The 26,597-nt window shown below is 69.4% G+C and carries 25 protein-coding genes and 1 tRNA gene; 17 read left to right on the forward strand and 9 right to left on the reverse strand.

Annotated features, from left to right (window positions below; all coding sequences use genetic code 11):
- The first annotated feature begins 105 nt into the window (after positions 1-105).
- Positions 106-1,551 carry a glutamate decarboxylase gene (gene gad, locus LPT13_RS00985; RefSeq protein ID WP_242162619.1) on the forward strand — a complete coding sequence of 482 codons (1,446 nt, stop codon included), beginning with the start codon at positions 106-108 and terminating at the stop codon, positions 1,549-1,551.
- Between the two features lie 449 nt (positions 1,552-2,000).
- Here the strand turns inward: gad and LPT13_RS00990 are convergent, their stop codons facing one another.
- From LPT13_RS00990 to LPT13_RS01010, 5 genes are all read right to left on the reverse strand, one after another.
- Entirely contained in the window at positions 2,001-3,464 is a 1,464-nt protein-coding gene (locus LPT13_RS00990; RefSeq protein WP_242162621.1) for an MFS transporter, read from the reverse strand.
- Positions 3,465-3,614: 150 nt separating this feature from the next.
- Positions 3,615-5,138: an ATP-binding cassette domain-containing protein gene (locus LPT13_RS00995; RefSeq protein ID WP_242162623.1), complete on the reverse strand. Its 1,524-nt coding sequence runs from the start codon at positions 5,136-5,138 to the stop codon at positions 3,615-3,617.
- Positions 5,139-5,538: 400 nt separating this feature from the next.
- A complete protein-coding gene (locus LPT13_RS01000) occupies positions 5,539-6,645 on the reverse strand; it encodes a DUF362 domain-containing protein (RefSeq protein WP_242162625.1) in 1,107 nt (368 codons plus the stop codon).
- A 130-nt stretch (positions 6,646-6,775) separates the two neighbouring features.
- Positions 6,776-7,372: a carbonic anhydrase gene (locus tag LPT13_RS01005; RefSeq protein ID WP_242162627.1), complete on the reverse strand. Its 597-nt coding sequence runs from the start codon at positions 7,370-7,372 to the stop codon at positions 6,776-6,778.
- A gap of 190 nt (positions 7,373-7,562) precedes the next feature.
- Entirely contained in the window at positions 7,563-8,297 is a 735-nt protein-coding gene (locus tag LPT13_RS01010; protein ID WP_242164241.1) for a substrate-binding domain-containing protein, read from the reverse strand.
- On the opposite strand from LPT13_RS01010, the gene LPT13_RS01015 reads away from it, so the two are divergent.
- The 5 genes from LPT13_RS01015 to LPT13_RS01035 all read left to right on the forward strand — a co-directional run bounded on the left by LPT13_RS01015 (position 8,189) and on the right by LPT13_RS01035 (position 11,778).
- On the forward strand, positions 8,189-8,935 hold the full coding sequence (locus LPT13_RS01015; protein WP_242162629.1) for a flavodoxin: 747 nt from the start codon (positions 8,189-8,191) through the stop codon (positions 8,933-8,935). The two genes, LPT13_RS01010 and LPT13_RS01015, sit on opposite strands and share 109 nt — an antisense overlap.
- Before the next feature lie 213 nt (positions 8,936-9,148).
- Positions 9,149-9,595, forward strand: a complete 447-nt coding sequence (locus LPT13_RS01020) for a cupin domain-containing protein (protein ID WP_242162630.1) — start codon at positions 9,149-9,151, stop codon at positions 9,593-9,595.
- A 113-nt stretch (positions 9,596-9,708) separates the two neighbouring features.
- A tRNA-Gly gene (locus LPT13_RS01025) sits at positions 9,709-9,782 on the forward strand.
- A gap of 152 nt (positions 9,783-9,934) precedes the next feature.
- Entirely contained in the window at positions 9,935-11,314 is a 1,380-nt protein-coding gene (locus LPT13_RS01030) for an HAD-IA family hydrolase (protein WP_242162632.1), read from the forward strand.
- Complete coding sequence (locus tag LPT13_RS01035) at positions 11,311-11,778, forward strand: VanZ family protein (protein ID WP_242162634.1); 468 nt, start codon at positions 11,311-11,313, stop codon at positions 11,776-11,778. Before LPT13_RS01030 ends, LPT13_RS01035 begins: the two co-directional genes overlap by 4 nt.
- Before the next feature lie 113 nt (positions 11,779-11,891).
- Here the strand turns inward: LPT13_RS01035 and LPT13_RS01040 are convergent, their stop codons facing one another.
- The 3 genes from LPT13_RS01040 to LPT13_RS01050 all read right to left on the reverse strand — a co-directional run bounded on the left by LPT13_RS01040 (position 11,892) and on the right by LPT13_RS01050 (position 15,804).
- Positions 11,892-12,218: a helix-turn-helix domain-containing protein gene (locus tag LPT13_RS01040; RefSeq protein ID WP_242162636.1), complete on the reverse strand. Its 327-nt coding sequence runs from the start codon at positions 12,216-12,218 to the stop codon at positions 11,892-11,894.
- Between the two features lie 472 nt (positions 12,219-12,690).
- Complete coding sequence (galE, locus tag LPT13_RS01045; RefSeq protein WP_242162639.1) at positions 12,691-13,836, reverse strand: UDP-glucose 4-epimerase GalE; 1,146 nt, start codon at positions 13,834-13,836, stop codon at positions 12,691-12,693.
- A 213-nt stretch (positions 13,837-14,049) separates the two neighbouring features.
- Entirely contained in the window at positions 14,050-15,804 is a 1,755-nt protein-coding gene (locus LPT13_RS01050; protein ID WP_242162641.1) for a phospho-sugar mutase, read from the reverse strand.
- Between the two features lie 466 nt (positions 15,805-16,270).
- On the opposite strand from LPT13_RS01050, the gene LPT13_RS01055 reads away from it, so the two are divergent.
- Positions 16,271-17,254, forward strand: coding sequence for a uroporphyrinogen decarboxylase family protein (locus LPT13_RS01055; protein WP_242162643.1), 984 nt, complete (start codon positions 16,271-16,273; stop codon positions 17,252-17,254).
- 24 nt (positions 17,255-17,278) lie between these two features.
- Entirely contained in the window at positions 17,279-17,917 is a 639-nt protein-coding gene (locus LPT13_RS01060) for a corrinoid protein (protein WP_277926794.1), read from the forward strand.
- A 350-nt stretch (positions 17,918-18,267) separates the two neighbouring features.
- Here LPT13_RS01060 and LPT13_RS01065 read toward each other — a convergent pair whose 3' ends face one another.
- Positions 18,268-18,720 (reverse strand): hypothetical protein, encoded by a 453-nt coding sequence (locus LPT13_RS01065; RefSeq protein ID WP_242162645.1) that lies wholly within the window; start codon positions 18,718-18,720, stop codon positions 18,268-18,270.
- A gap of 279 nt (positions 18,721-18,999) precedes the next feature.
- Here LPT13_RS01065 and LPT13_RS01070 point away from each other — a divergent pair, with 279 nt between their 5' ends.
- From LPT13_RS01070 to LPT13_RS01110, 9 genes are all read left to right on the forward strand, one after another.
- Positions 19,000-19,254 carry a dynein gamma chain protein gene (locus LPT13_RS01070; RefSeq protein WP_242162647.1) on the forward strand — a complete coding sequence of 85 codons (255 nt, stop codon included), beginning with the start codon at positions 19,000-19,002 and terminating at the stop codon, positions 19,252-19,254.
- 18 nt (positions 19,255-19,272) lie between these two features.
- The gene (gene nikR / locus LPT13_RS01075) at positions 19,273-19,695 is read left to right on the forward strand and encodes a nickel-responsive transcriptional regulator NikR (protein WP_242162649.1); all 423 of its coding nucleotides are present in this window, start codon (positions 19,273-19,275) and stop codon (positions 19,693-19,695) included.
- Between the two features lie 114 nt (positions 19,696-19,809).
- Entirely contained in the window at positions 19,810-20,838 is a 1,029-nt protein-coding gene (gene hypE, locus LPT13_RS01080) for a hydrogenase expression/formation protein HypE (protein ID WP_242162652.1), read from the forward strand.
- A 249-nt stretch (positions 20,839-21,087) separates the two neighbouring features.
- Positions 21,088-21,276 carry a 4Fe-4S binding protein gene (locus LPT13_RS01085; protein ID WP_242162653.1) on the forward strand — a complete coding sequence of 63 codons (189 nt, stop codon included), beginning with the start codon at positions 21,088-21,090 and terminating at the stop codon, positions 21,274-21,276.
- Between the two features lie 258 nt (positions 21,277-21,534).
- Complete coding sequence (locus LPT13_RS01090) at positions 21,535-22,026, forward strand: hypothetical protein (protein WP_242162654.1); 492 nt, start codon at positions 21,535-21,537, stop codon at positions 22,024-22,026.
- Positions 22,027-22,617: 591 nt separating this feature from the next.
- Positions 22,618-24,522, forward strand: a complete 1,905-nt coding sequence (dnaK, locus tag LPT13_RS01095; protein ID WP_242162656.1) for a molecular chaperone DnaK — start codon at positions 22,618-22,620, stop codon at positions 24,520-24,522.
- Between the two features lie 5 nt (positions 24,523-24,527).
- Positions 24,528-25,157 (forward strand): nucleotide exchange factor GrpE, encoded by a 630-nt coding sequence (locus tag LPT13_RS01100; RefSeq protein ID WP_242162659.1) that lies wholly within the window; start codon positions 24,528-24,530, stop codon positions 25,155-25,157.
- Between the two features lie 66 nt (positions 25,158-25,223).
- Positions 25,224-26,180: a DnaJ C-terminal domain-containing protein gene (locus tag LPT13_RS01105; protein ID WP_242162661.1), complete on the forward strand. Its 957-nt coding sequence runs from the start codon at positions 25,224-25,226 to the stop codon at positions 26,178-26,180.
- Complete coding sequence (locus tag LPT13_RS01110; protein WP_242162662.1) at positions 26,171-26,560, forward strand: heat shock protein transcriptional repressor HspR; 390 nt, start codon at positions 26,171-26,173, stop codon at positions 26,558-26,560. Before LPT13_RS01105 ends, LPT13_RS01110 begins: the two co-directional genes overlap by 10 nt.
- Positions 26,561-26,597: the final 37 nt, after the last annotated feature.

A 26,597-nucleotide genomic window follows, 5' to 3' on the forward strand; every position in this document is an offset into this window, starting at 1 on the left:
TGGCTCCAGGCGACGGGCTTCGATGCGCCGCTGGAACATAGATCGACCTGTAAACACAGCGTCGCCGAACACCGACGTCGCCCAACCAAGTAAGGAGAAAACGTCATGACCGTCAAAGACGTGAAGCTCGTTTCGACCGAGGAACTCGGCGAGATGGACTCCCAGACCTCGTACACCTCCCCGATCTTCGGCAGCTACGCCTCGGACGTCGAGATGCCCGAGACTAAGCTGAACAAGATGCCCATCGAGCCGCGCATCGCCAGCGAGATGATCCGCGAGTACATCGGCACCGAGGGCAACGCCCATCAGAACCTGTGCACCTTCGTCCAGACCTACATGGAGCCTGAGGCTGCCGAGCTGATGAAGGACACGCTCGAGAAGAACGCCATCGATAAGGACGAGTACCCGATGACGGCTGACCTCGAGAACCGCTGCGTGAAGATCATCCAGAACCTCTGGCACGCTGACCAGGACGAGGAGCCCATGGGCACCTCGACCGTCGGTTCGTCCGAGGCCTGCATGCTGGGTGGCCTGGCCGCCCTGTTCCGCTGGAAGGCCCTGGCCAAGAAGGCCGGCATCGACATCTACAGCTCCCATCGCCCCAACCTGGTCATCACCTCTGGCTACCAGGTCTGCTGGGAGAAGTTCTGCCGCTACTGGGATATCGAGATGCGCCTCGTCCCGATGGACGCCGAGCACCTCTATATGACGCCTGAGTCCTGCATGCCCTTCGTCGACGACCACACCATCTGCGTCGTGGCCCTCCTCGGCATCACCTACACCGGCTGCTACGACGACGTCAAGGGCATCGACGCGGCGCTGACCGAGTACAACAAGACGGCTGCGGTGCCTGTCCGCATCCACGTCGACGGCGCCTCCGGCGCTATGGTCGCCCCGTTCATCGAGCCTGAGCTCGAGTGGGACTTCCGCCTTCCCAACGTCTGGTCGATCTCGACGTCCGGCCATAAGTACGGCCTGGTCTACCCGGGCATCGGCTGGGTCATGTGGCGCTCCAAGGAGGCCCTGCCTGAGGACCTGATCTTCTGGGTGAGCTACCTGGGCGGCCAGGAGGCCACCATGGCCATCAACTTCAGCCGCTCGGCCTCGCAGATCATCGGTCAGTACTACGTCTTCATGCGCAACGGCTTCGAGGGCTACAAGGAAATCCAGAAGCGCACCCTCGACGTGGCGCATCACCTGGTCCAGGGCATCAAGGACCTCGGCATCTTCATCATGTACGAGGAGGCCACCGAGATCCCGATCCTGTGCTGGAGCCTCGACCCCGCCGCCGGCAAGAAGTGGACGCTGTACGACCTGGACGACCGTCTGCGCATGCACGGCTGGCAGATCCCGGCCTACCCGCTGCCGGCGAACATGCAGGACATCACCTGCCAGCGCATTGTGACCCGCGCCGACCTGTCCATGACCATGGCCGACAAGTTCCTGAAGGACATGAAGGCCGAGATCGCGAACCTCGACAACGCGACGGTGATCGGCTCCGCCGATACCAACATCGCCCCCAAGAAGTCGTTCGACCACAGCGGCCGCTAGTTCGCGGATAGCAGGGCTGAATGAGCGGGGCGCCTCCGGGCGCCCCGCTTTTTTGTGCGTGGGGCGGGTGCGCGGCGGTGCGGCGGCGTGTGGTGGGGGGCGCGGCGGCGTGGGGGGCGTGTGAGAAGTCCCGGTTTCTGGCAGGATCTGCCAGAAAAGGCGAGATATCACATCGAGGTGCCAGAAAATGCGAGATATCACACGGGAAGCGACCCTCTGTGGGCATCGCGGCAAGCTGTGACCTGGGGAAACGCGGAACCTCCGCTCGTGCGAGCCTCTCCGGACGCCCGAAAACGTCTCGAAGTCGTGTGATATCTCGCATTTTCTGACAGCGGTGCGGCGGCGTGGGGTGGGGGGCGCGGGCGCGCGGCGGGGGCGGGGCGCGCGGCGTGCGGCGGGGGCGGGCGCGCGGCGTGTGGTGGCTTGGGCGTGTGGTGCGGGGCGCTTCCCTACTTCGCGGCCTTCTTGGCAACCCAGCGGCGGTGCATCGCGCGGGCGAAGGCCACCGACGCGATGCCGGCGACGACGGCCACGCCCAGCTCGATGAGGAGCGTGTGGGCGAACCCGGCTGCGTAGGCGTCGGCCTTCGTGGCGCCGTGGGCGAGCAGCTGCCCAGCGTCCGCCGCCATGACGCCGACGAACAGGGCCGACGCGAACGACGAGGTGATCTGCGAGAGCGTCGAGTGGATGGACGACGCGCTGGACGTGAGCGTCGGGGGAACCGCGTCCAGGTCGCGTGACTTGGACGGCGCGTAGAGGAGCCCCACGCCCCCGTAGACGACGGCCGCGCAGACGAGCACGGGCACCGTCATCTGGCGTGCGGAGGCGGTCTCCATGCCGAGGAACCCGGCGATGACCAGCGCGAACCCGACGGGTACGAGCGGCCAGATGCCATGGGCGTCCTCGATGCGCCCGCCCAGGTACGTGGCGACGACGTAGGCGAGGATGGGGCCGGCCAGGTAGCAGCCGGCGACGAACGGCGTGCAGCCGATGGTGCCCTCCAGGTACAGCGGCACGAGCAGGCTCAGGTAGAGCGAGCCCATGAACCCGAGCATCGCGATGGCCTCGCCGAGGGTGAACGCCCCATGCCGCAGCGGCGTCAGGTCGAGCAGCGGGTCTTCCAGGCGGTGCTGGCGCACGGCGAACGCCGCCAGCGCGCCCGCCCCGGCGGCCATCAGCGCGAGGGAGGGCAGCGGCGCCTTCCCCACCTCGTTGACGCCGTAGATGAAGGCGGTCAGCCCGGCGAAGCCGAGGAGGACGCTCGGGATGTCGATGCGGCAGGCGGCGCGCGGCTCGATGTCATGGATGACGCGCGGGCCGACGATGAGCAGGACGACGGCCAGGACAGTGGGCGCCAGGAACACGGCGCGCAGATTGACGTAGGTGATGAACAGGCCCGATATCAGCGGTACGAAGGCGAGCCCGGCGCCGATGACCGCGCTGTTGAGCGACAGCAGCGTGGCCGAGCGGCCCTTGGGCGCGATGGCGAGGATCGCCGTCGACACGATGGGGAAGAACAGGCCCGCCGTGATCGCCTGCATCGCGCGGGCCGCCAGCATCGAGGGGAGATCCCACGACAGGAGCCCCAGCACCCCGCCGGCGACGGACAGCGCGTAGCCGGCGGTCATCACCCGGTGCAGGCCCAGGCGTCGCAGCACCGAGGCGGCGGCGATGATGGTGGAGCCGGCGACGATGGAGAACGTGAGCACCACCCAGTTGGCCAGGGCCAGGTCGACGTGGAACGAGGTGGCCACCGCGTCGAGGGCGACGTTCATCATCGACTGGTTGAGCGAGGCGAGCAGGTTGCTGACCAGCAGCACGACGAGCATGGCGCGGTTCGAGGCTCCGCCGGCGGGCGGGTTCGCGGCGGCGCGCTCGGCGTCACGGGGTGGGTGATGGGATGACGTGGCCATGGGAACCTCGGCAGGTGGAGTGGGCAGGGAAAGCGCTCCCCCAGCGTAGCGCGCCCCGTCGCCCCGCCGCCTCGGGCCGCGAACTCGTAAGCCCCATGAGGCCAAGGCGAAACGCCCCCGCTTCCGCGCGGCGCGCCTCGCCTTCTGCCCCTACCCCTGCGCGACGAGCCGCGAGCCCTGCCCCGCGGGCTCGAGGCGCCAGCGGATGGTCGTCGCCCGATCCAGCAGACGCGCATCGTGGGACACCAGCAGCAGCGCGCCGGGGTAGGCGCCCAGCAGCTGCTCGAGCGCCTCGACCGAGTGGAGGTCGAGGTGGTTGGTCGGCTCGTCCATGACGATGAGCGCTGGCGCGTCCAGGATGCCGAGCGCCAGCATGAGCTTGCGCATCTCTCCGGGGCTCGTGCGGCTGCCCTCCAGGATGCGGTCGGGGTCGGAGTTGAGGCGCGCCACCACGCCGAGCGCCCGCCCGCGGCTGGCCGCATCGAGCGCCGCGAGCCGCTCGAGCGCCTGCCGCTGCTGGGCCGGCGAGGGCTCCTGCGGAAGGTAGGCGCAGGGGATGTCGGGCGGCAGCGCGGCCATCGCCGCGCGGACGAGCGTCGTCTTGCCCGCCCCGTTGCGCCCGGTCAGCGCGATGTGGTCGGCGTTCCCCACGTATAGGTCGGGGATCGCCACGCCCGCCGGCGTGCCCTCCATCCCCGCTTCCGCGCCATCCCCGCCGAAGGGGATGACGCCGGCTGCCAACCGGCAGAGCACCTTGCGCGCGCTCGGCTGCGCGTCCATCCAGATGTCGGCGTCGTAGCGCTTCTCGACGGTGATGGCGTCCGCCTCCTGTCGGGCGCGCGAGGCCCGCGCGTCCATGCGGGCGCTCAGCTTCCCCGCCACGCCGTCCTTGCCGGTGTAGATGGCCAGCTTGACGCGGCCGCGGCCGTCGCTGTCGTGCCGGTCGAGCCCACGGCAGCTGCGCTTGGCGGCGGCCTTCGCGGCCTCTTGCCGCCGGCGCTGGGCCTCCTCCTCCAGCTTCCGCGCCCGTCTTCGCGCGTTCTCCCTCCGCGTCGTTGTGGTCTTGCGCTCGAGCGCGGCCTGCTCGGCGCCCTGGCTGTAGCCGCCCGGCCGCATGACCGCGCGGCCGCCGCCCATGAACAGGCACTGGCCGCAGATCCGGTCGAGCAGCGCGCGGTCGTGGGATATCAGCAGGCCGATGCCGCGGAAGTCCTCGAGCGGGGCGGCGAGGGCGGCCCGCGTCTCGGCGTCGACGTGGTTGGTCGGCTCGTCGACCACCAGCACGTCCGGGTCGGCCCATAGCGCGCAGGCCAGCTGCAGGCGCTTCTGCTGCCCGCAGGAGAGCTCGCCGAAGCGCCACTCCCAGCCATCGCCGATGGCCAGGTCGCGCCGCAGCCGCACGGCGCGCTCGTCCCAGGCCATCGCGAAGTCCGCCAGCGCGGGCGGCTCGAGTGTGGGATCCTGCTCGCAGAAGGCACAGAACAGGCGCGGCGTCACCGTGCCGCCGTCGGGCGTTAGCAGGCCGCCGGCGATGCGCGCCAGGGTGGTCTTCCCGCAGCCGTTGTCGCCGACGATGCCCGTCCAGCCGGCGGGGAAGGTGGCCGAGACGCCGTCGAGCACGGGCTCGGCGGCCTGCGGGTAGGTATAGGAGATATCGTTCAGGTTGAGTTGCATGGGGCCTCCTTGGGGAGGCCGCGCCCGCGATGCGCGAGGTTCGCGTGAAGTAAAGATGATCGATTAGGTCATGATATCTAGCGATGCGTCACCGACGGGCACGGCCTGCGGTCGTGTCGTTCTCGTCGTGGGCGCCCCGATGGGGCATCGCTAGTTCTCCATGCACCGATCCTCTCTCGCGCCGGCGCTTGCCAAAGGCCCCGGCTGTCAGACAGTGCGCCCAGTGTAGCACAGGGAGCGGAGGCGGCGCGAGGGGCGCGGCCGTGCGGGAATGTACGGAAAGCGGGCGTACGAATGTTTCACGTGAAACATTTTCGCGTGGAATGCGGGCCGGCGCGAGGGCGCGGGCGCCCCGCCGCGCCCGACGCGCGGAAAGAGGGCGCCCCGCAGCACCCTCGTGCTAGCGCACCTCGATCAGGTGGTAGGCGCGCGTGCCGGCGCCCAGCTCCTCGGCGTGCTGGAGGCAGAGGGCCCAGTCGGAGTCGGGGCTCACCGCGCGCAGGTTGTCGGCATCCGGCGTGGCGGCGCGCAGGTCGTCGAGCGGCCCGCCGGGCAGCGCGTCCTGGCGGCAGATGGCGTCGGCCATCGCCTGGTCGAGGGCCACGGGGTCGGCGGATGCGAACAGCCCGACGTTGGGAACCATGGGCGCGTCGCAGCCGGCGAAGCAGTCGCAGCCGGGCGTGATGTCGATGGCCGCCGCCACGTGGAGGCACGGCTTCGCAGCCACGACGGTCGCCGCGTACTCGGCCATCTTTCGCTGCAGGTCCGCGCCGGCGGTTCCCGACCCGCCGATGGCGGCCCGGGGGCAGTACGACACGCAGTGGCCGCAGCCGACGCACCGGTCGTTGACGTGCGCCTTCCCCTCCCTGATCTCCAGGGCGCCCTGCCCGCAGCCCTCCAGGCACACGCCGCAGCCGACGCAGTGGTCCTTCACGGCGGGCCGCCCGCTGGAGTGCATGACCATCTTCCCCGCGCGCGAGGCGCAGCCCATGGCCAGGTTCTTCAGCACGCCGCCGAAGGACGACGCCTTGCATCCCTTCCCGTGGGCGAGGGTGATGATGACGTCGGCGTCCATGAGGGTGCGGCCGATGAGCGCGTGGCCGAGCGCCGCGCCGGGCGGCGTGGGGACGGCCACCTCGTCCTCGCCGCGCAGGCCGTCGGCGATGATGACGGGGCAGCCGCACGAGAGCTGGCCGAACCCGTTGAGCGCGGCGCATTCCAGGTGCGACACCGCGTTCCAGCGCATGCCGGGGTAGAGCGTGTTGCAGTCGGTGACGAAGGGAATGCCGCCCAGGGCCCGTACCTCGGCGACGAGCGTGCGCGCGTAGGCGGGCTTGAGGTGGGTCACGTTGCCGAACTCTCCGAAGTGGGTCTTGATGGCGGTCATCTTCTGGTCGAGCCCCAAACGCTCGATGCCGGCTGCGCGCACGAGGCGCGCGAGCTTGGCAGGCACGCTGTCGTCGGGCGCCACCCGAAGGCTGGCGAAGAACACGTCGGATCGCTCCATGGCCGGGATTCCTTCCCCCTCGCGCCGCGCCGCGGCGTCTCCCTGGGAAGATGATAGCGCTTGCCGCGCCCGCCTGCGGCGCGCATCCGCCGGCGGGTTCCGTGTCCCGCGCCCGCCTGCATGCCCCGCGTCAGAGGAAGTCGACGACGCCGCAGTGGGTGTGGTAGATGGCGCCGGCTATGCGCAGGTCGCCGGCCTGCTCGAGGGCGGCGAGCTCGGGGACGGCGCGCAGCTCGGCGATGGCGGCCTCGGTGTTGAGGACGCTCGCGCGGTAGGGATCGTCCTCGCCGGCGATGGCCGCGGCCACGCGCTCGGTGACCGGCGCGACCGCGCCCGCCTCGCCGTCGATCGCCGCCTTGATGGCGCCGCAGTGGGTGTGCCCCAGCACCAGCAGCAGGCGCGTGTGCAGGTGCGCGCAGGCGTAGACCGCGCTGGCCGCCTCCACCGGGCCAACCACGTTGCCGGCCACGCGCACCACGAACAGCTCGCCGAGCCCGGCCATGAACGCGTGCTCGGGCACGACGCGCGAGTCGGCGCAGGTGATGATGGTGGCGAAGGGGCGCTGGCCGTTCTCGAACAGCTCGCGGATGCGCGCGGGCGACAGGTCGCGCTTGTGGTCGAGCGCCTCCATGTAGATGCGGTTGCCCTCGGCCAGCCGCCGCAGCGCCTCGTCCGGCGCCACCCGGGAATCGCCGTCGAAGTCGTCCGCCGTGTATCGCATGCCCATGTTCGCCCCGCCTTCCGCAGCAGAATGTTTCACGTGAAACATTCGTACGCGACGAGAGAGGCGCGCCCCGGCCTTCTCGCCGCTCGACTCCCGCTTCCCGCGGCTCGCCAAGTGCCTGTCGTTCGTCCTCCACCGACGCGAAGTGTTTCACGTGAAACATTCTCGCGCGTGCGGGCTGCGGCGGGGGCGCCTATTCCGCGAACGTGCCGCGTATCTGCTCGAGGAAGCGCTCGGCGATGGGGCTCATCACGCGGCTGCGCTTCCACACCAGGTAGAGCTTCGTCTCGAGCGGCGGCGTGAGCGGGCGGAAGGCGAGCCCGCTGCCGGGGCTCGTGTCCACCAGGCGGTCGAACGACAGCAGGTAGCCCAGCCCCTCGCGCGCGAAGACCGACCCGTTGTACGACAGCCCGAACGACCCGGCCAGCGTGAGCCGCCCCATGCGCCGTCGCCCGCACCAGCGCGGGATGTCGTTGCGCCAGCCCTGGTCGGAGCAGAGCAGCGGCAGGCCCACCAGGTCGTCGAAGGACACCGCCTCGCGCCGCGCCAGGTCGCAGCCCTCCGGCATGATGACGCCCCAGCGGTCGACCTCGGGGAAGGGCAGCGCGTGGTAGCGCGCGGGGTCGGGCCGCTCGGCCAGCACGGTGAAGTCGAGGATGCCCTTGTCCAGGCGGTCGAGCACCTGCTCGGTGGTGCCGCTCACGATGTGGTAGCGCCGGCAGGGCAGCGCTGCCCGAGGAGCTGCGCGACGGGGACTGATGGGCGCCCGCCCTGTGGAGGGTGGGGGCGAAAAGGGAAGAGAGAGGAAGAGGAAGCGCGATGGAGAAAGTGATGGGGAAGATGTCTCGGCGGATGTTCTGCAAGGTGGCGTTGGCGGCGGGGTCGGTCGCGCTGCTGGGGACGGCGGGGTGCGCGGCGCCCTCGGGATCGCGCGAGGGCGCGTCGGGTGCGGCGGGTGCGGCCGGCGCATCCGGGAGCGCCGCCGATGACGCGCGGGACGGCGCCGCTGGCACGCAGGGCGGCGCGGGGACGGACGCGGCGCCCGCGTCCGAGGCAGGCGGCAACGAGGCCACGGGCGCCCAGTCGCCCGGCGCGGGCTCGGCCGCGGTCGTCTTCTTCTCGTGCACCGGCAACACGCGTGCCGTGGCCGAGAAGATCGCCCAGGGCGCCGGCGCGCCGCTTCTCGAGATCGTTCCCCAGGAGCCCTACACCGCGGCCGACCTGAACTACAACGCCGACTGCCGCGCCAACGCCGAGCAGAACGGCGACGTGGAGCCCCCGGTCCTGGCGCGGCCGATCCCGGACGTGGCTGCCTTCGACACGGTGTTTCTGGGCTACCCCATCTGGTGGGGACGTGCCCCGCGCGCCGTCCTCGCGTTCGTCGAGGCCGCGGGCCTGGCGGGCAAGGCGGTCGTGCCGTTCTGCACGTCGGGCAGCAGCGGCATCGAGGGGAGCCTGGCCGAGCTCGAGGCCGCCGCGCCCGACGCCGACTGGCGCCCCAGCCGTCGCTTCGACGCCGGCGTCTCCCAGTCCGACGTAGACGCCTGGCTGGCCGACGCGTCCTAGCGTCCGCCCGCGGGCCTTGCGTCGGGTCGCCCGCCGCGCTGCGAACCGCCCGCCCGCCGTGCGTTGTCCGCCCGTGCCGACCGGCGCCCGCCCGCCCGTGTGCGGCGCGGGCGGAGTGTTTCACGTGAAACGCTCCGTGTCTTGCGATTCGCGCGACGCAGCTTCCCGGCTTCCCGCCGGAATCGCAAGATGGAAAGATGAGAGGAGAGACCTATGGCCGAGAACATCGCCGGCGCCGCCGTCGCCGACGGGCCCGCATCCTGCCTGTTCGGGATGGGGGAGCCGAACGAGGCGTTCGCGCGGTACTTCGTCGGCGCGTCGTATCTGAACCCGCTGACCGACCCGGCCGAGACGCAGTTCATCGCCAACGTCACCTTCGAGCCGGGCTGCCGCAACAACTGGCACGTCCACCATGCCGAGGAGGGCGGCGGCCAGATCCTGCTCGTCACCGACGGCCGTGGCTGGTTCCAGGCATGGGGCGAGGAACCCCGTGCCCTGCGCCCGGGCGACGTCGTGTTCATCCCTGCCGGCGTGAAGCACTGGCACGGCGCCGCCCGCGACAGCTGGTTCTCGCACGTCGCCTTCGAGGCTCCCGGCCGCGGCTGCGCGAACGAGTGGCTCGAGCCCGTCGACGCCGCCGCCTACGACGCCCTGCCCTAGCCCCCCCGCGTCGCGTCCCGCGCATCCGCACGCGCGCCGCGAATGTTTCACGTGAAACACTTGCGGCTTTCTTCTCGCGCGCGGGAACATACGCTATAATCTCCGATGCGCATGCGGGCGTAGTTCAATGGTAGAACAGGAGCTTCCCAAGCTTCTAACGCGGGTTCGATTCCCGTCGCCCGCTCCAGCGAGACCTCACAGCCCCGCCGAATCCGGCGGGGCTGCTTTGTTTGGCGCGGCATGCGAGCCGCGGAAGGCGGGCGGAAGGCGAGCCGCGGAAGGCGAACGCAAGGCGAGCCGCCGCCCACGCGGCGCATGGCGAAGGCGAAAGGAGCCACGATGTCCCTAGAGCGTGCGAAGGCCCACCTGGCGCGGTTCGGTCGCGAGGGCGATGTGATGGAGTTCGACGTGTCCAGCGCGACGGTCGACCTGGCGGCCGAGGCGGTGGGCTGCGAGCCGGCGCGCATCGCCAAGACGCTGTCGTTCGACCTGGGCGAGCGCGTGGCCCTGGTGGTGTGCGCCGGCGACGCGCGCATCGCCAACCCCAAGTTCAAGGCGCGGTTCGGGAAGAAGCCGCGGATGCTCGCGGCCGACGTGGCCGAGCAGCGCATCGGGCACGCCGTCGGCGGCGTGTGCCCCTTCGGCGTGAACGCTGAATGCGACGTGTTCCTGGACGAGTCGCTGCGCCGCTTCGACGTGGTGTATCCCGCCTGCGGCACCGCCAGCAGCGCCGTGCGCATCACCCCCGATGACCTGGCGCAGGTCGTCCCCGGCAGCGAGTGGGTCGACGTGTGCAAGCTCCCGGAGGAAGGTGCGGGGAAGGAAGGCGGCGCGCAGAATATTTCACATGAAACATTCGTACGCGATGAATCGTCCGCGCCGCAGCCGCCGTTCGACGCGTTCGTGTTCGACCTGGACGGCACGCTGCTCGACACGCTGCCCGACCTGACGGTCATCACGAATCGCGCGCTCGAGCTGGAGGGATACCCGCCGCGCACCCAGGACGAGATCCACAGCTTCGTGGGCAACGGCCTCATGGCGCTCATGTACCAGGCGGTGCCGGAGGGCACCGGCCCCGAGGCCGCCGAGCGCGCGATGGAGCGATGGAAGGCCCTCTTCCCCACGTACGCCAACGACCTGACCGTCCCCTACCCGGGCGTGCGCGAGACCGTGACCGAGCTGCGCCGCCGCGGCTGCAAGCTGGGGGTGCTCTCCAACAAGTTCGACGCGGGCGTGCAGCAGGTGATGGAGCAGAAGCTGCCCGGGCTCTTCGACGTCATGCATGGCGAGTGCGCCGAGATCCCGCGCAAGCCCGACCCGACGGGGCTGCTGCGCACCATCCGCGAGCTGGGCTCGACGCCCGCGCGCACCGTCTACGTCGGCGACTCTCCCGGTGACGTGCGCACCGCCCGCGCCGCCGGAACCTACGCCGTCGGCGCCGCCTGGGGCTACCATGACGAGGCCGACTTCGACGCCGAGCACGCCGAGCCCGACCTCATGGTTCACGCCTTCGCCGACCTGATCGCTCTGGCGCCGGAAGCCGCCGAGGGAGTTGGGGGAGAGGGCGCGGAAGGAGCGGAAGGCGCGCGGAATGTTTCACGTGAAACACCGGGAGCCGGCGCTGGCGACGGGACGCGGATTGGCGCCGATGCCACCGTCCCCGCCGCCCCTGCCGACGCCGTCGACACTCCCGCCGTCGCCGAAGGAGGGCGCGTGTGACGGGCGTGCGGGGCTTTCTCGCGGCGCACTGGCAGGGCGTTTCCTGGGCGCTCGTCGCGCTGTGGGCGGTCGTGATCTTCCTCATGTCGGCCAACACGGGCGATGACCTCACCTCAGGCGACGGATTGGTCGCCCAGGTGCGGGCGCTGCTCATGGCCGTGCAGGTCGAGTGGCTGGGGATCGCCGAGGGCGTCGACCTCGTGTCGCCCCTCGCGCACTTCTGCGAGTACGCGCTGTTCGGGTTCCTCATCCAGAACGCCCTCGGCTGCACGCTGCCGGCCCGGCGCGCGGCCCTGCTCGCCGTCGTCATCGCGAGCGCCTACGGCGTCACCGACGAGCTTCACCAGCTGTTCGTCCCCGGCCGCGCCTGCGACCCCGTTGATTGGCTCGTCGACACCGCCGGCGCCACCCTCGGCGCCCTCATAGCCTGGCGCGCCCTGCGCCGCATCCAGTCGCGCGGCTGAGTACAGATTCCCCATTTCCCCAGGTCACATAGCAAACGTAAACGCGCGTTTACGTTTGTCACAGAACGCACGAAGGCGCGGCCGGGTTCCCGGGCCGCGCCTCTTCGGAAAGGCTAGCGGTTGTCGAACGGGCTCCGCTGCCGCGAGCGTCGGTAGAAGTCGCCGCCCACGTCGTCGAAGGGCGGCTCGAGGAGCTCGTCCACCTTCACGTTCAGGACGAAGGCCAGCCGCTTGAGTAGGTCGAGGCGCGGGTTGCTCTCGCCTCGCTCGATCTTGTCCAGCATCGGCCGGCTGATCCCCACCAGCTCGCAGAAGCGCACCTTGCTGAGCTTCGCGGCCTTGCGCTTGATCTCCACGTTCAGCCCCAGGATGCAGCCCTGCTCCGACCCGAGCGGCACGTGCGGCGGCAGCGCCTCGTCAGCGCCTGCGAACGACCCCATCAGCAGCACGTTCCCGTCGGTCAGCGCCTCCTCAGGAAATCGGCTCGGCGGGATCGCGGGGCTTTCCGCGTCGCCTTCCTCGTCAAAGTATGTTCGGTTGGTTTTCATCAGGCTAGGGTACTGGCGCATGTCAGCGAGCCTGTAAACGGGCGTTTACGTTTTGGCAAGAATGCTCAAAAACTACGCAAATCAAGCGGGTGAACAGGGGAAAAGGTAAACGCACGTTTACATCTCCTTCGATTCGGGCGACGGTGGCGCCAACGGAAGAAAGGCGTCCCGAGGCCGCAAGAAAGGCTCGGGACGCGAAGCCGACGAAAGGGAGGGGACGAAAAGTGGAGGAAGGGAGGAGGGAGGGGGGTGCCGCCGGCGCCGGATGGAGGAACGGCGCGGACGGCCGGGAGCCCGGCGCCACGCGGGCGGGGCGCCGGGCAGGCAGCGGCGAACCCCGCCGCGCCCGCCTCTTCGCCCGGCGCTACTTAGCGCTCGCGTAGCCGTCCGGGTTACCGGACTGCCAGCGCCAGCTGTCGGCGCACATGCGCTCGAGGTCGTACTCGGCAACCCAGCCCAGCTCCTCGCGCGCCTTGTCGCACGCGGCGTAGTTCTCGGCGATGTCACCCGCGCGCCGCGGCTTGATCTCGTAGGCCAGCTCGTGGCCGCAGGCCTTCTCGAACGCGTGGATGACGTCGAGCACGCTCGACCCCTTCCCCGTGCCCAGGTTGAAGATGCCCACGCCACGACGGCTGCCGTCGGCCGCTGGCTCGCCGGCGATGGAGCCGAGCCCGCGCGCCTTCCCGTCGCCGACGCGCCCGCCCATCCACTCGAGTGCCGCCACGTGCCCGCGCGCGAGGTCGACCACGTGGATGTAGTCGCGCACGCCGGTGCCGTCGGGCGTGGGGTAGTCGTCGCCGAACACGCCGACGCTCGGCAGCTTCCCGACCGCCACCTGGGCCACGTAGGGCAGCAGGTTGTTCGGGATGCCCTTCGGATCCTCGCCGATCAGTCCGCTCTCGTGCGCGCCGATGGGGTTGAAGTAGCGCAGCAGCACGACGTTCCACTCGCCGTCGCCGACGTAGAGGTCGGTCAGGATCTGCTCGAGCATCGACTTCGTCTGCCCGTAGGGGTTGGTGGCGTCGTGCTTGGGGCAGTCCTCGGTGATGGGGATGAACTCGGGCTCGCCGTAGACGGTCGCGCTCGACGAGAACACGATGTTCTTCACGCCGTGCTCGCGCGCCACCTCGCACAGCACCAGCGTGCCGGCGATGTTGTTCCAGTAGTACTCGAGCGGCTTGGCGACGCTCTCGCCGACGGCCTTGAAGCCGGCGAAGTGGATGATGACGTCCACGTCGTTCTCGTCGAAGATGCGCTCGAGCGTGTCGCGGTCAAGGATGCTGGCCTCGTAGAAGCGCAGGCGGTCGCGCGCCGGGCCCTCGTCAGTGCCGGTGATGGTGCGCACACGGTCGAGCGCCACCTCGCTCGAGTTGCTCAGGTCGTCGACGACCACGACGGAGTAGCCGCGGTCGAGCAGCTCGATGCAGGTGTGGCTGCCGATGAAGCCGGCGCCGCCGGTGACCAGCACGGACAGGTCGGAGGGGTTCTTCGCGAGGGATTTGTTCGTCATGGGGGTGCTTCCTTTCACGGGTTGCCGCCCGGGCTCCGGCGGCGGTCGGCCGCCAGGCGTCGTTCGGCGGGCTCAGGTTCCCGCCTATGGTAGCAGTCGCGCGCCGGCGCCGCCAACTCCGGGGCTCTGCGGCATGAGAAAGCCACCGGTTCGGAAGCCGCCGACGCGGGTTCACATGAAGCGGGGGTATAGGGAGGGTGCCGGCTCCCCCGCCTACGCCAGCAGCTCGCGTGCGGCGGCGTCGAGGCGGGCCAGCAGCTCGTCGGCCTCCTCGGCGGTGGGGCAGGCGGCGAACAGGTACGCCTTGATCTTGGGCTCCGTGCCGCTCGGGCGCACGATGAGCTTGCTGCCGCCGGCCAGCTGCATCTCGAACACGTCGGCGGCGGGCAGCGTCTGCGGCGCGTCGGGGGCGTCCACCGGGCCGGCCGACCCGGTCATCGGCATGGTCACGCCTTCGCGGTAGTTCACCGTGCGCAGCACGTCCAGCCCGGCGATGGCCGCGGGCGGCTCGGCCTCCAGGCGCGCCATGATGGCGGCCATCTTCTCGGCGCCGGCCGCGCCGGGGTACTCCAGGCTGATGGTGGCGTTACGGTGGTAGCCGTAGCGGCGGTAGAGGTCTTCGAGCGCCTCCACCAGGTCGACCCCGCGCGCCTTGTAGTCGCGCGCCATCTGGCAGATGAGCATGCTGGCCACCACGGCGTCCTTGTCGCGCACGTGGGTGCCGGCCAGGTAGCCGTAGCTCTCCTCGAAGCCGAAGATGAAGCGCTCGGGCGTGCCGGCGGCCTCCAGCAGGCCGATCTGCTCGCCGATGTACTTGAAGCCGGTCAGCACGCGGCGCAGCTGGATGCCGTGGTCGGCGGCCAGCGCGTCCACGAGCGCGGTCGACACGATGGTGGTCACGGCCACCTTGTCGGCCAGGTCCTCGCCGCGCGCCGCGCGGGCGCGGCAGAGGTAGTCGAGCAGCAGCACGCCCATCTCGTTGCCGCTGATGAGGCGGTATTCACCGTCGTGCAGCGCGGCGATGCCCACGCGGTCGGCGTCCGGGTCGGTGGCCAGCAGCAGGTCGGGGCGCACCTCCTCGCACAGCGCCAGGCCGCGCTCGAGCGCCTCGCGGATCTCGGGGTTGGGATAGGGGCAGGTGGGGAAGTCGCCGTCGGGCTCGCACTGCTCCTCGACCAGCGTCACGTCGCTCACGCCCGTGCGCTCGAGGATGCGCGTGACGCATTCCAGGCCGGTGCCGTTGAGCGGCGTGTAGACGACCTTCACGTCGTCCGCGCCCACCGCGCCCGTGTCGCCCGCGGCCACCGCCGGCGCGACCGACTGCTCGGCCACCGCGTCGATGAAGCGGTCGAGCGTGTCCTCGCCGATGTAGCTCGCCATCCCCGCCTCGACCGCCTCGGAAAACGGCATCGCCCGCACGTCGTCGAAGACGTCCACCGCGTTGATGGCGGCCTGGATGTCGCGGGCGGCCTGCGTGGTGATCTGGCAGCCGTCGGGGCCGTAGGCCTTGTAGCCGTTGTAGGGCGCGGGGTTGTGGCTGGCGGTCATGCAGATGCCGGCCGAGCAGCCCAGGTTGCGCACGGCGAAGCTGAGCGCGGGCGTCGGCTCGATGCGCGGGTAGAGGAACGCGCGGATGCCGTTGGCTGCCAGCACGCCGGCCGCCACCTCGACGAACTCGCGCCCCTTGTGGCGGCTGTCGCGCGCGATGGCGACGCTCGGCTCGGCGAAGTTCGCGTTCAGGTAGTCGGCGAGCCCCTGGGTGGCCTTGGCCACGGTGTAGACGTTCATGCGGTTGGGGCCCGCGCCGACGATGCCGCGCAGGCCGCCGGTGCCGAAGGCGAGGTCCTGGTAGAAGGCGTCGCGCACGGCGGTCTCGTCGCCCGCGCGCAGCTCCTGGAGCTGCCGCTGCACCTCCGGGTCGTCCGCGTTCGCGATCCAGCGGTCGAGCAGCGTCATCATGTCCTCCATGGCGGTTCCTTTCCGAGGTTGAGGGGCAGCGCCCGCGGGCGCGGCGTGGCGGGCGTGGGCGGTCGGTTGGCGCGTCAGCCGCGACAGGTTGGCGTGCCTGCGGCCGACGCGCGGGTCGCGCGAGCGCGGCGCCGACGACGTGCCCGCGGCGTTCGCCGTACCCGGCTCGCGCGACCCGCGCGTGTTGCTAGCGGCTATTGTACCCATGACCGCCCCGCCGTCGTCGCCAAACGCCCTCGTCCCGCGAATGTTTCACGTGAAACGCCCGCTCGTGTCTCGTTCCTCCCCGCGCTCCTTCCCATCCGCATCCCTCCCCGATATCGCACGAAACGGCTAGTGCCGCAGCGTCGCGGCGCGCCCGCCTTAGGGCGAATAGGGAATAACGTCGAATGGCGGCCTGCCTTCCGCTTCCTATGATCGGGGTGCGCGTCGCCTGGCGCGCGGAAGACGGAAGGGGATGGTGCGAATGAACCAGCGCGAGAACATGATGGCGATTCTTGAGGGGCGGCAGCCGGACTACTACGGGAACTTCTTCAACGCCGTGAAGATAGTGTCCGACCCGATCCGCATGGCTGACGTGTGCCCCGCCGACGGCCGGGAGCACCGCGACTCGTGGGGCACGACGTGCGTCCGGCTGCCCGATGCGCCGGGCAAGCACCCTCACATCACCGACGAGAACAAGGTGGTGTCCGACATCGAGCGGTGGCGCGAGCAGCTGGTCGTCCCGCCGGTCGAGGGGCTGGATTGGTCGCAGGCCAAGGCCGAGGTCGAGGCGCTCGACCGCGACGAGACCTTCGTCATGTTCTGGTCAGCCCAGGGGCTGTTCGAGCGCTCTCATTTCCTGATGGGGATGGAGGACGCATTCTGCGCCTACCTCGAGGAGCCCGAGGAGATGGCCGCTATGCTGCGCGCCATCGCCGACTTCAAGATCGCTTCCATCCGCGAGGCCCACGCGCAGATCCGGCCCGACATCGTGTACTTCCACGATGACTGGGGTTCCAAGCAGAACCTGTTCCTTCCGCCGGACGTGTGGCGCGAGGTCATCAAGCCGCTGCACGCCGAGATCGTCCAGGCTACTCACGACTTGGGGATGATGTTCATCCACCATGCCGACTGCATCTGCGAGCCTTTGGTCGACGACATGGTGGAGATGGGGATCGACGCGTGGCAGGGCGTCATCCCCCAGAACGACATCGTGGCCATCCAGCGGCGCACGGGCGGGAGACTGCCGATGATCGGCGGCGTGGACAGCGCGGCCATCGACACCGAGGAGGCGACGGAGGAGGAGATTCGCGCGGAGGTGCGCCGCTGCATCGACGCGTACTGCCCGGCTGGGCGCTTCTTCCCCGCGCTCACGTCGCACCTCTTCCACGAGCGCAACAGCAGAATCGCCCTCGACGAGCTCGAGCGCTACGGCCGCCAGTGGGCCGCCGAGCACCCCGTCGCCTAGCCACCTGAGAGAAAGGAACCCACCATGACCATCCTCGACGACATCTCCTCGGCGGTGCAGCGCGGCAAGCGCAAGGAGGTCGCGCCGCTCGTGCAGCAGGCGCTCGACGAGGGGCTCGACCCCGTCGCCATCCTGAACGACGGCCTCGTGCCCGCCATGTCCGTGATCGGCGAGAAGTTCAGCGCCGGCGAGGCCTTCGTGCCCGAGATGCTCGTGGCCGCCCGCGCCATGGCCGCCGGCACCGAGGTCCTGAAGCCCCGCCTGGCCGAGGCGGGCGCCGAGCCGCTCGGCAAGGCCGTCATCGGCACCGTGCGCGGCGACATGCACGACATCGGCAAGAACCTCGTGCGCATGATGATCGAGTCGAAGGGCTTCGAGGTGACCGACCTGGGCGTCGACGTGGCCCCCGAGCAGTTCGTCACGTTCATCCAGGAGAACGACGACGTCGACATCGTGTGCTGCTCGGCGCTGCTCACCACCACGATGCCCGAGATCGGCGCCACCATCCGCGCCATCGAGGAGGCGGGCCTGCGCGACCGCGTGAAGGTCATGATCGGCGGGGCTCCCGTCACCCAGGCCTTCGCCGACGAGGTGGGCGCCGACGCCTACACCGTCGACGCCGGCGCCGCGGCCGTGCGCGCCGTCGAGCTCGTGCGCGGCTAGCCGCCGGCTCCCGCGCTCGCGTCGCGCTCCGCGTCCGAGCTTGCTGGTCGCCCGGCTCCCGGCGCCGCTGCCCCGCGTCCCGCGCCCGCTCTGCGTCGGGCCTGCTTCGCGCCCTGCGTCACCGGGCAAGGCGCGCGAGTCCTGCCGTCCCCCCCCCGCTCGCGCCGTCCCGCATGTCGCGCTGCCGGCGCGAGGCGCGGGACGATTCCTACTTATATATAAGTACACACCCGATGTTTCACGTGAAACATGCACCCGTGGCTAACTTTTGCGAGGGCGGCTGCCGCGTGTGACGCTACGCCGCGCTGAACGATCCTTAGTCGCTCGGCCGGCCGGCCCTTCCGCCTGCGCTAGCTGATCTTGGGCAGCTTCTTGAGGAGGGCCCAGGCGCGCTGCTTGTCCTCGGGGGTCGCGAGCAGGGCGGGGAAGTCGCGGAAGGCGACGACGGGGCGGCCCATCAGGCGGCACGCGTCGTCGTCGGGGACGTCATGGCGGTAGGCCACGGCCAGCAGTGCGGACGAGGCGGCGTCGGCGGACACCAGGCACAGCGGGTCGAGCCCCTCGACGACGGTCAGCAGGTCTTGCGCGCCCAACGCCCCGCAGGCGGCCGTCGCCAGGGCGTCGCGCCCGTACCCGAGCGCCTCGAGCGAGGCGGACAGCGCCCCCCGCGCATCGTCCGGCAGGGGCTCGGCGCTCAGGGCCAGCACCGTCTCGGCGCCGGTTCCCTCCACCAGCGACCCGTAGACGGCCAGCACGCCCTCGGCGGTCACCTCGTACATGTTACTGTTGGCAGGTTTTTTCACACCGATCCTTGATGTCGCGGGCCATCCCCTCTATAACTACGCATAGTATCAGCAAAGCGGAAGACGCGCGCGCCGCCTGGCGCAAAAGGCGCACGAATGTTTCACGTGAAACATTTGCAGCGATCTGCGTGCGACGTCGCGTGCGACGGGACTCGTGCGGCGGCGGGTGCGCGGGCGGTGACACCCGCGTGCGAACGCCGCCGGCGCGCCACGCGCCGGCGCGGCTCGCCCGCGTTCCGCATCCGGCCCCGCGCCACATCGACCAAGGAGGATTTCGCCATGTGCACCAACGGAGTGAACACCGGCCAGTTCGAGCAGATGATCGACCAGGTCGACGACCACCTGAAGCTCGAGCGCCGCTGGGCCCACAACCTGGCCCACCAGGCCGCCGACGCCGGCTTCGCCACCACGGCCGAGAAGCTGCACGCCGCCCAGGCCCTGCTCGACGATGCCCGCGCCCTGCTCGACGAGGCGAAGGACGCGCTGGAGGAGGACGCCGACGGCGCCTCGGGCGTCACCGTCAGCCTGGTCTAGCCCGCGCGAGGCGCAGCCATGAGCAACGATCTCATGCGGTTCTCGGTGGCGATGCCCGAGGAGCTGCTCGTGCGCTTCGACCGCCTGGTGGCGCGCCGCGGCCTCGCCAAGAACCGCAGCGAGGTGGTGCGCGACCTGGTGCGCGACGCCCTGGTCGAGGACGAGTGCGCGAGCCCCGGCATCGAGGTGATGGGCACGCTCACCATCGTCTTCGACCACCACGCGAGCGACCTGCAGGAGAAGCTCCACAGCATCCAGCACGACTGCTTCGAGAACATCATCTCGTCCATGCACGTGCACGTTGACGAGCACACCTGCCTGGAGGTCATCGTCATCCGCGGCGAGACGGGCGTGGTGCAGGACATCGCGAACCTCATCCTGGGCACCAAGGGCGTCCAGAACGGCCGCCTGGTCCTCACCACCACCGGCCAGCACGTCTAGGCGCGCGGCGCTCGCGTTCGGGCGCCGGATGTTTCACGTGAAACACTCCCCGGGCGGCTGGGCGCCGGCCGGGGATCCCGCCGACGGGGGCGGGGAGTCAAGGAGGAAGGCCCCATGATCCAGAACGAAACGGTGATGCTCGGCCACGGAAGCGGCGGATCGATGATGAAGCGCATCATCGACGAGGTGTTCTTCGCCGCCTATGGCACCGACGAGCTGCTGCGCGGCGATGACGCGGCGGTGCTGCCGGCGCCGGCGCCCGGCGAGCGCATCGCGTTCTCCACCGACAGCTTCGTGGTGACGCCCCACTTCTTCCCCGGCGGCGACATCGGCAAGCTGGCCGTCTGCGGCACCGTCAACGACGTGGCCACCAGCGGCGCCCGCCCGCTCTACCTCAGCTGCGGCTTCGTCCTGGAGGAGGGCTTCCCCATGGACGACCTGCGCCGCATCTGCCAGACGATGGCCGACACGGCGGCGGAGGCCGGCGTCAAGCTGGTCACGGGCGACACCAAGGTGGTCAACCGCGGCCACGGCGACGGCATCTACATCAACACGAGCGGCATCGGGCTGGTGGCCCCCGGCGTCGAGCTCGGCGGCGCGCAGTGCCGCCCCGGCGACAAGGTGCTCGTGACCGGCACGCTGGGCGACCATGGCATCACCATCATGAGCTGCCGCGAGGGGCTCGGGTTCTCCGCCGGTATCGAGAGCGACGCCGCGCCGCTCAACCACCTGATCGCCGACGTGCTGGCGGCCGCGCCCGCCACGCGCTGCTTCCGCGATCCCACCCGCGGCGGCCTGGCCTCCACGCTCAACGAGCTGGCGGCCCAGTCGAGCACCGACATCGTGGTGGAGGAGGACGCCGTACCCGTGCGCGACGCCGTGCGCGGCGCCTGCGAGATGCTCGGCTACGATGTGCTGCAGGTGGCCAACGAGGGGAAGATGGTGTGCGTCGTCGCCGCCGACCAGGCCGACGCGGCGCTGGCCGCCATGCGCGCCAACCGCTACGGCGCCGACGCGGCCATCATCGGCGAGGTGGCCGAAGCGCAGCCCGACCGCGGCCCGAAGGTGTTCCTGCAGACGTCCTTCGGCGGTCGCCGCATCCTCGACATGCTGGTGGGCGAGCAGCTCCCCCGCATCTGCTAGCGCCCCGCTTCCTCCCCTTGCGCTCGTAAGGCGCGCGAAATGTTTCACGTGAAACATTCGTGCGCCTTTTTCGTTGTGCGGCGGGGGCTCGTTACGCCCGGAAAACGGCGCCGCGCCGCATTATTCACGTTTTCCGCCGCAGCCTGGAAAATCTTCGATTCCACTTGCACCCCGTGGGAATAATGGTATCTTGCACACGAAAGTTATTGGGAAACCCCAAGGGGAGCTTTCGACCGAGAAGGAGTTGCTATGTCACACCCGATTATTGAGGCCGATGAGTGCATCGGTTGCGGCATTTGCGTTGACGCGTGCCCGCAGGAGGTTCTCGAGGTCGTCAACGGCACGGCCGAGGTCGTCAACGAGGATGCTTGCATCGCTTGCGGCGACTGCGTCGAAGAGTGCCCGATGGGCGCCATCCCGGAGGTCGTCGAGGACTAATCCCTCCCTTGCCCAAAGCTCAGCTGAGGAAGGCGCTCGCGCGTGGCGGGCGCCTTCCTTGCGTTTTCGGCGCCGAGAATGTTTCACGTGAAACATTCGTACGTGATTTACGCGCTTGCGACGGTTTTCGCGCCGTTGCCGTAAGGCGTGTCCCGCTGCGGATAAAAGGCGCCGTCCTGCCGGTGCCGCCGCGCGGATGTGGGTCTATAATGCACGTGAAAGCGCCTCGACAGAGGTTTGGGAGACGGAGATTCACGCATGCGCAAGAGCAACTGGATAATCGTGGCCATCCTGGTGGCTGCCTCGGCCTTCTTCCTGTGGCTGTGGTACTACCTCAACTTCAACCTCGTGGACAACCCCGTCGACCTTTTGTTCACCATCGTGTGGTGGGCCGTCATCATCGCCGCGTGCGCGGGCATCCACCTGGCCGAGAAGAAGCGCAGGGAGCGGGTGCGCACGGCCTTTCTGGCGCCGGGTATGATCTACAACAGCGAGGCCGGCGTCGTGCGGCTGGAGCCCGACGAGTCGATGACCGACGCGCTGCAGCGGATGCTGGCCAACCTGGACTACGGGTTCGAGATGGCCGCGGTGCCGGAGAAGTCGCGCGTGCGGTTCCTCCAGATCGTGCGCACCTCCAAGTTCGAGAACGGCGGCGCCACGTGGGAGGGCGAGGTCGTGCGCGTCGCGCGCCCCGACGACCCGCGCCCCTTCTCCGGCAAGGATGAGCTGCGCGCCCTCATCGAGAGGTAGCGTCCGCGCCGGATAGCCGCGCATGGCGCCCGCGCAGGTTCGCGCCAGCAAGAAGGCCCCGCCTCGGCGGGGCCTTCTTGTTGGCGGGGCGGGTGTTTCGCGTGGAACATCGGCGAGCGCGGGCGAGGGAACTCGCACGGCCCGGAGAGAGCTACCGATGCGCGCGGCGACCGCCGCAATCCGGCAAGCATTCGGCGCGCTTTCGAGAAGAAGAGAAAAGCGGCGCGTGACAAGCGGATGGGCAAACGGGGGATGGCCGTTGCGGTTCTGTCGCCTGGAGTGGGCAAATCTGCGTTCGTAACGCTTAGATTTCATGCTTGCATTCATATAACCTCCACATTCCGCAGGGTGTCGCTGAGTGGGGGCATCAGCTTGTCGCTTCCAGCATTCGCCCAGGTAACGGGCAGGTTTTTCCCTCGTAACAAACGACCTCGACCCCCTGCGCGCCCGCGTGGGGCGTCTATCTTGGGCCGTGGTGAGCTTAATTCACCGCAGAGCATTAAAGAAACTTGACAACATAAGACTTAGATTTTATATTGGCAAATAACAAATGCTAACTATCAGTCAACCTGTGAAAGTGAGGAACTAGCAATGGCTAAGATTCTCGGTATCGATCTGGGCACCACCAACTCCGCCATGGCCGTCATGGAGGGCACGGAGCCCGAAATCCTGGTGAACGCCGAGGGCGACCGCACCACCCCGTCCGTCGAGGGCTTCCGTAAGGACGGCGAGCGCGTGGTCGGCAAGGCCGCCAAGAACCAGGCCGTCACCAACCCGGAGAACACCGTCGCCTCCGTCAAGCGCTTCATCGGCCGCTCCTACAACGAGACGGGCGAGGAGCAGAAGACCGTCAGCTACAAGGTCGAGGCCGGCAAGGACGGCCGCGCCGTGATCGACATCGACGGCAAGGACTACACCCCCGAGGAGATCTCCGCCATGGTGCTTCAGAAGCTGAAGACCGACGCGGAGAAGCAGGTGGGCTCGCCCATCACCCAGGCGGTCATCACCGTCCCCGCGTACTTCAACGACGCGCAGCGCCAGGCCACCAAGGACGCTGGCAAGATCGCCGGCCTCGAGGTCCTGCGCATCATCAACGAGCCGACCGCCGCGGCTCTGGCCTACGGCCTGGACAAGGTCGACCATGACGAGAAGATCCTCGTCTTCGACCTGGGCGGCGGCACCTTCGACGTGTCGGTGCTCGAGCTCGGCGACGGCGTGTTCGAGGTCGCGTCCACCGCGGGCGACAACCACCTGGGCGGCGACGACTGGGATCAGCGCGTCATCGACTGGCTGGCCGACAAGTTCAAGGCCGACAACGGCATCGACCTGCGCCAGGACAAGATGGCCCTGCAGCGCCTGAAGGAGGCCGCGGAGAAGGCGAAGATGGAGCTGTCCTCCACCACGCAGACCAACATCAACCTGCCCTTCATCACCGCCGACGCCTCCGGCCCGAAGCACCTGGACTACACGCTGACCCGCGCGGAGTTCGAGCGCATCACCAAGGACCTGCTGGATCGCTGCAAGAAGCCCGTCGAGCAGGCGCTCAAGGACGCCGGCCTGAAGATGGGCGAGGTCGACGAGGTCATCCTGGTCGGCGGCTCCACCCGTATGCCCGCCGTGCAGGAGCTCGTGAAGCAGCTCACCGGCAAGTCCCCGAACATGTCGGTTAACCCCGACGAGGTCGTGGCCATGGGCGCGGCCGTCCAGGGCGGCGTGCTCGCCGGCGACGTGCAGGGCATCCTGCTGCTCGACGTCACCCCGCTGTCGCTGGGCGTCGAGACCATGGGCGGCGTGATGACCAAGATGATTGAGCGCAACACCACCATCCCGACCCGCAAGACCGAGATCTACTCCACGGCCGCCGACAACCAGACCTCCGTCGAGGTGCACGTCCTGCAGGGCGAGCGCGACATGGCCGCCGGCAACAAGACGCTGGGCCGCTTCCAGCTGACCGGCATCCCGGCTGCCCGCCGCGGCGTGCCGCAGATCGAGGTCACCTTCGACATCGACGCCAACGGCATCGTGAACGTGTCCGCTAAGGACCTGGGCACCGGCAAGCAGCAGCAGATCACCATCTCCGGCTCCACCGCGCTGTCCGACGACGAGGTCGACCGCATGGTGAAGGACGCCGAGCAGCATGCCGAGGAGGACAAGCTCCGCAAGGAGGAAGTCGAGATCCGCAACAACGCCGACGCCCTGGTGAACGCCACGCAGCAGACCCTCGACGAGCTGGGCGACAAGGTTCCGGCCGACGCCAAGACCCAGGCCGAGGAGGCCATCGCCGAGGTCAAGACCGCCCTTGAGGGCACCGACCTGGACGCCATCAAGGCGGCCACCGAGAAGATCCAGCAGGCCGGCTACAAGCTCGCCGAGGTCGTGTACTCCACCGAGGGCGCGGCCGCGGGCGCCCAGGCCGCCGCTGCCGAGACGGTTCCCGCCGACGACACCATCGAGGCTGACTACGAGGTCGTCGACGACGAGAACGAGAGGAAGTAAACACCATGACGACGCCCGAAAAGGACCAAGTCTTGGAAACTCCCGCTGACACCCAGACCGCCGGCTCCCCGGAGCCGGCGGCTCCCGCCGAGGTCGTCGAGGCCGAGGTGATCGCCGAGGGCGACGCCCCCGCCGAGGCGGCCGATCCGGCCGACGCGGTGGCCCAGGCCAAGGCCGAGGCCGCCGAGTGGCAGGACAAGTACCTGCGCCTGCATGCTGAGTGGGACACCTACCGCCGGCGTACCAACGAGCAGCGTGCCCAGGAGAAGGCCCGCGCCACCGAGAAGCTGGTGGAGAGCCTGCTCCCCGTGCTCGACGACTTCGAGCGCACCATCGACTACGCCACGTCGAACGGCGAGTCGGGGCTGCTCGGCGGCGTCGAGGCCGTCCACTCCAAGCTCGTGAGCGTGCTGGAGAAGGACGGCGTCGAGGTCATCAGCCCCGAGGGGCAGGCCTTCGACGCGCTGGAGGCCCAGGCCGTCGCCACCGTGGACGACCCGAGCGTGCCCGACGAGACGGTGGCCCAGGTCTACCAGAAGGGCTACCGGATGGGAACGAAGGTGCTGCGGCCAGCCATGGTGACCGTCACCACCGGCGGGCCGAAGCGCGAGGCCGAGGAGGCCCCGGCAGAGTAACCAAGCGAAAGGGCGGGCAGGATTGTCCGCCCTTTCTTCAAGAATGACGATTTGGAGGTGGAACGTATGGCGGCATCGCCAGACTACTACAAGACGCTAGGCGTTCCACGCACCGCCTCCGCGGACGAGATCAAGAAGGCGTTCCGCAAGCTGGCCCGCAAGCATCACCCCGACGCGGGCGGCGACGAGGCGAAGTTCAAGGAGATCAACGAGGCCTACGAGGTCTTGAGCGACGATAAGAAGCGCGAGCTGTACGACCAGTACGGCACCGCGAACGAGAACGAGATCCCCCGCGGATGGGGCGGTGGCGGAAACGTCAGCGTCGAGGACATCTTCGGCGGCTCGGGCTACGGCGGCGGCAGCGGCTTCAGCGGCGGCTGGGCTGATATCTTTGACAGCATTCGCCACGGCGAAGGTGCGTTTGGAACGGATTGGGACTTCGGCGGGTTCGGCGGGCAGCCGATGCCGCGGAAGGGCCAGGACATGAACGTGACGCTCGAGGTCACGTTCGACGAGGCCTTCAAGGGCACCGAGAAGCGCGTGACCGTGCGCATCCCGGGCAAGCCCGAGGCCGACACGCTGACCGTCAAGGTGCCTGCGGGCGCCGTGGACGGCGGCAGGCTGCGCTTCAAGGGCAAGGGCGGCCTGGGCGAGGAAGGCGGCGAGGCCGGCGACCTGCTCATCACCACGAAGATCGGCGAGCACCCCTACTACTCGCGCGACAAGGCCAACGTCATCGTAGACGTCCCCGTCACGGTGGCCGAGGCGGCGCTGGGCGCGTCGGTCGTGGTTCCCGCGCCCGACGGCACGAAGGTGCGCGTGAAGGTGCCCGCGGGCACCCAGGACGGCACGATGCTCAACGTCAAGGGCAAGGGCGCCCCCGACCTCAAGAAGAAGGGCAGCGTGGGCGACCTGAAGATCCGCGTCGACGTGAAGGTGCCCGTGGACATGAACGAGGATCAGAAGAAGGCCATGGAGGACTTCCTGGCGGCGACGAAGGAAGACGTGAGAACATGGCAGTAAACGACCGCAACCGCCCCGTGTACATGATCAGCGTGGCCGCCCAGCTGGCCGGCGTGCACCCCCAGACGCTGCGCACCTACGAGCAGAAGGGGCTGGTCACGCCCCAGCGCACCAGCGGCAACACGCGCATGTACTCCCAGGCCGACATCGAGCGGCTCGAGCTCATCGGCGAGCTGACGAGCGAGGGCATCAACCTGGCCGGCGTCATCCGCATCCTGGACTTGCAGGGGCGCCTCGACGAGCGGGACCAGGAGCTCGACGACCTGCACAAGCGCGTGCGGCGCCTGGCCGACCGCGTGCACGAGCTGGAGACGCGCGAGAACGTGAAGTCCCTCGTGCGCGCCCGCGACCTGCCGCCCGTGCTGCGCAGGTTGCCCTAACGAGAACCGACCCGCGCCGGCCGACGCGCCCGGCGCG

This window comes from Adlercreutzia faecimuris (assembly GCF_022669055.1).
In the GTDB taxonomy this organism is placed as follows: domain Bacteria; phylum Actinomycetota; class Coriobacteriia; order Coriobacteriales; family Eggerthellaceae; genus Enterorhabdus; species Enterorhabdus faecimuris.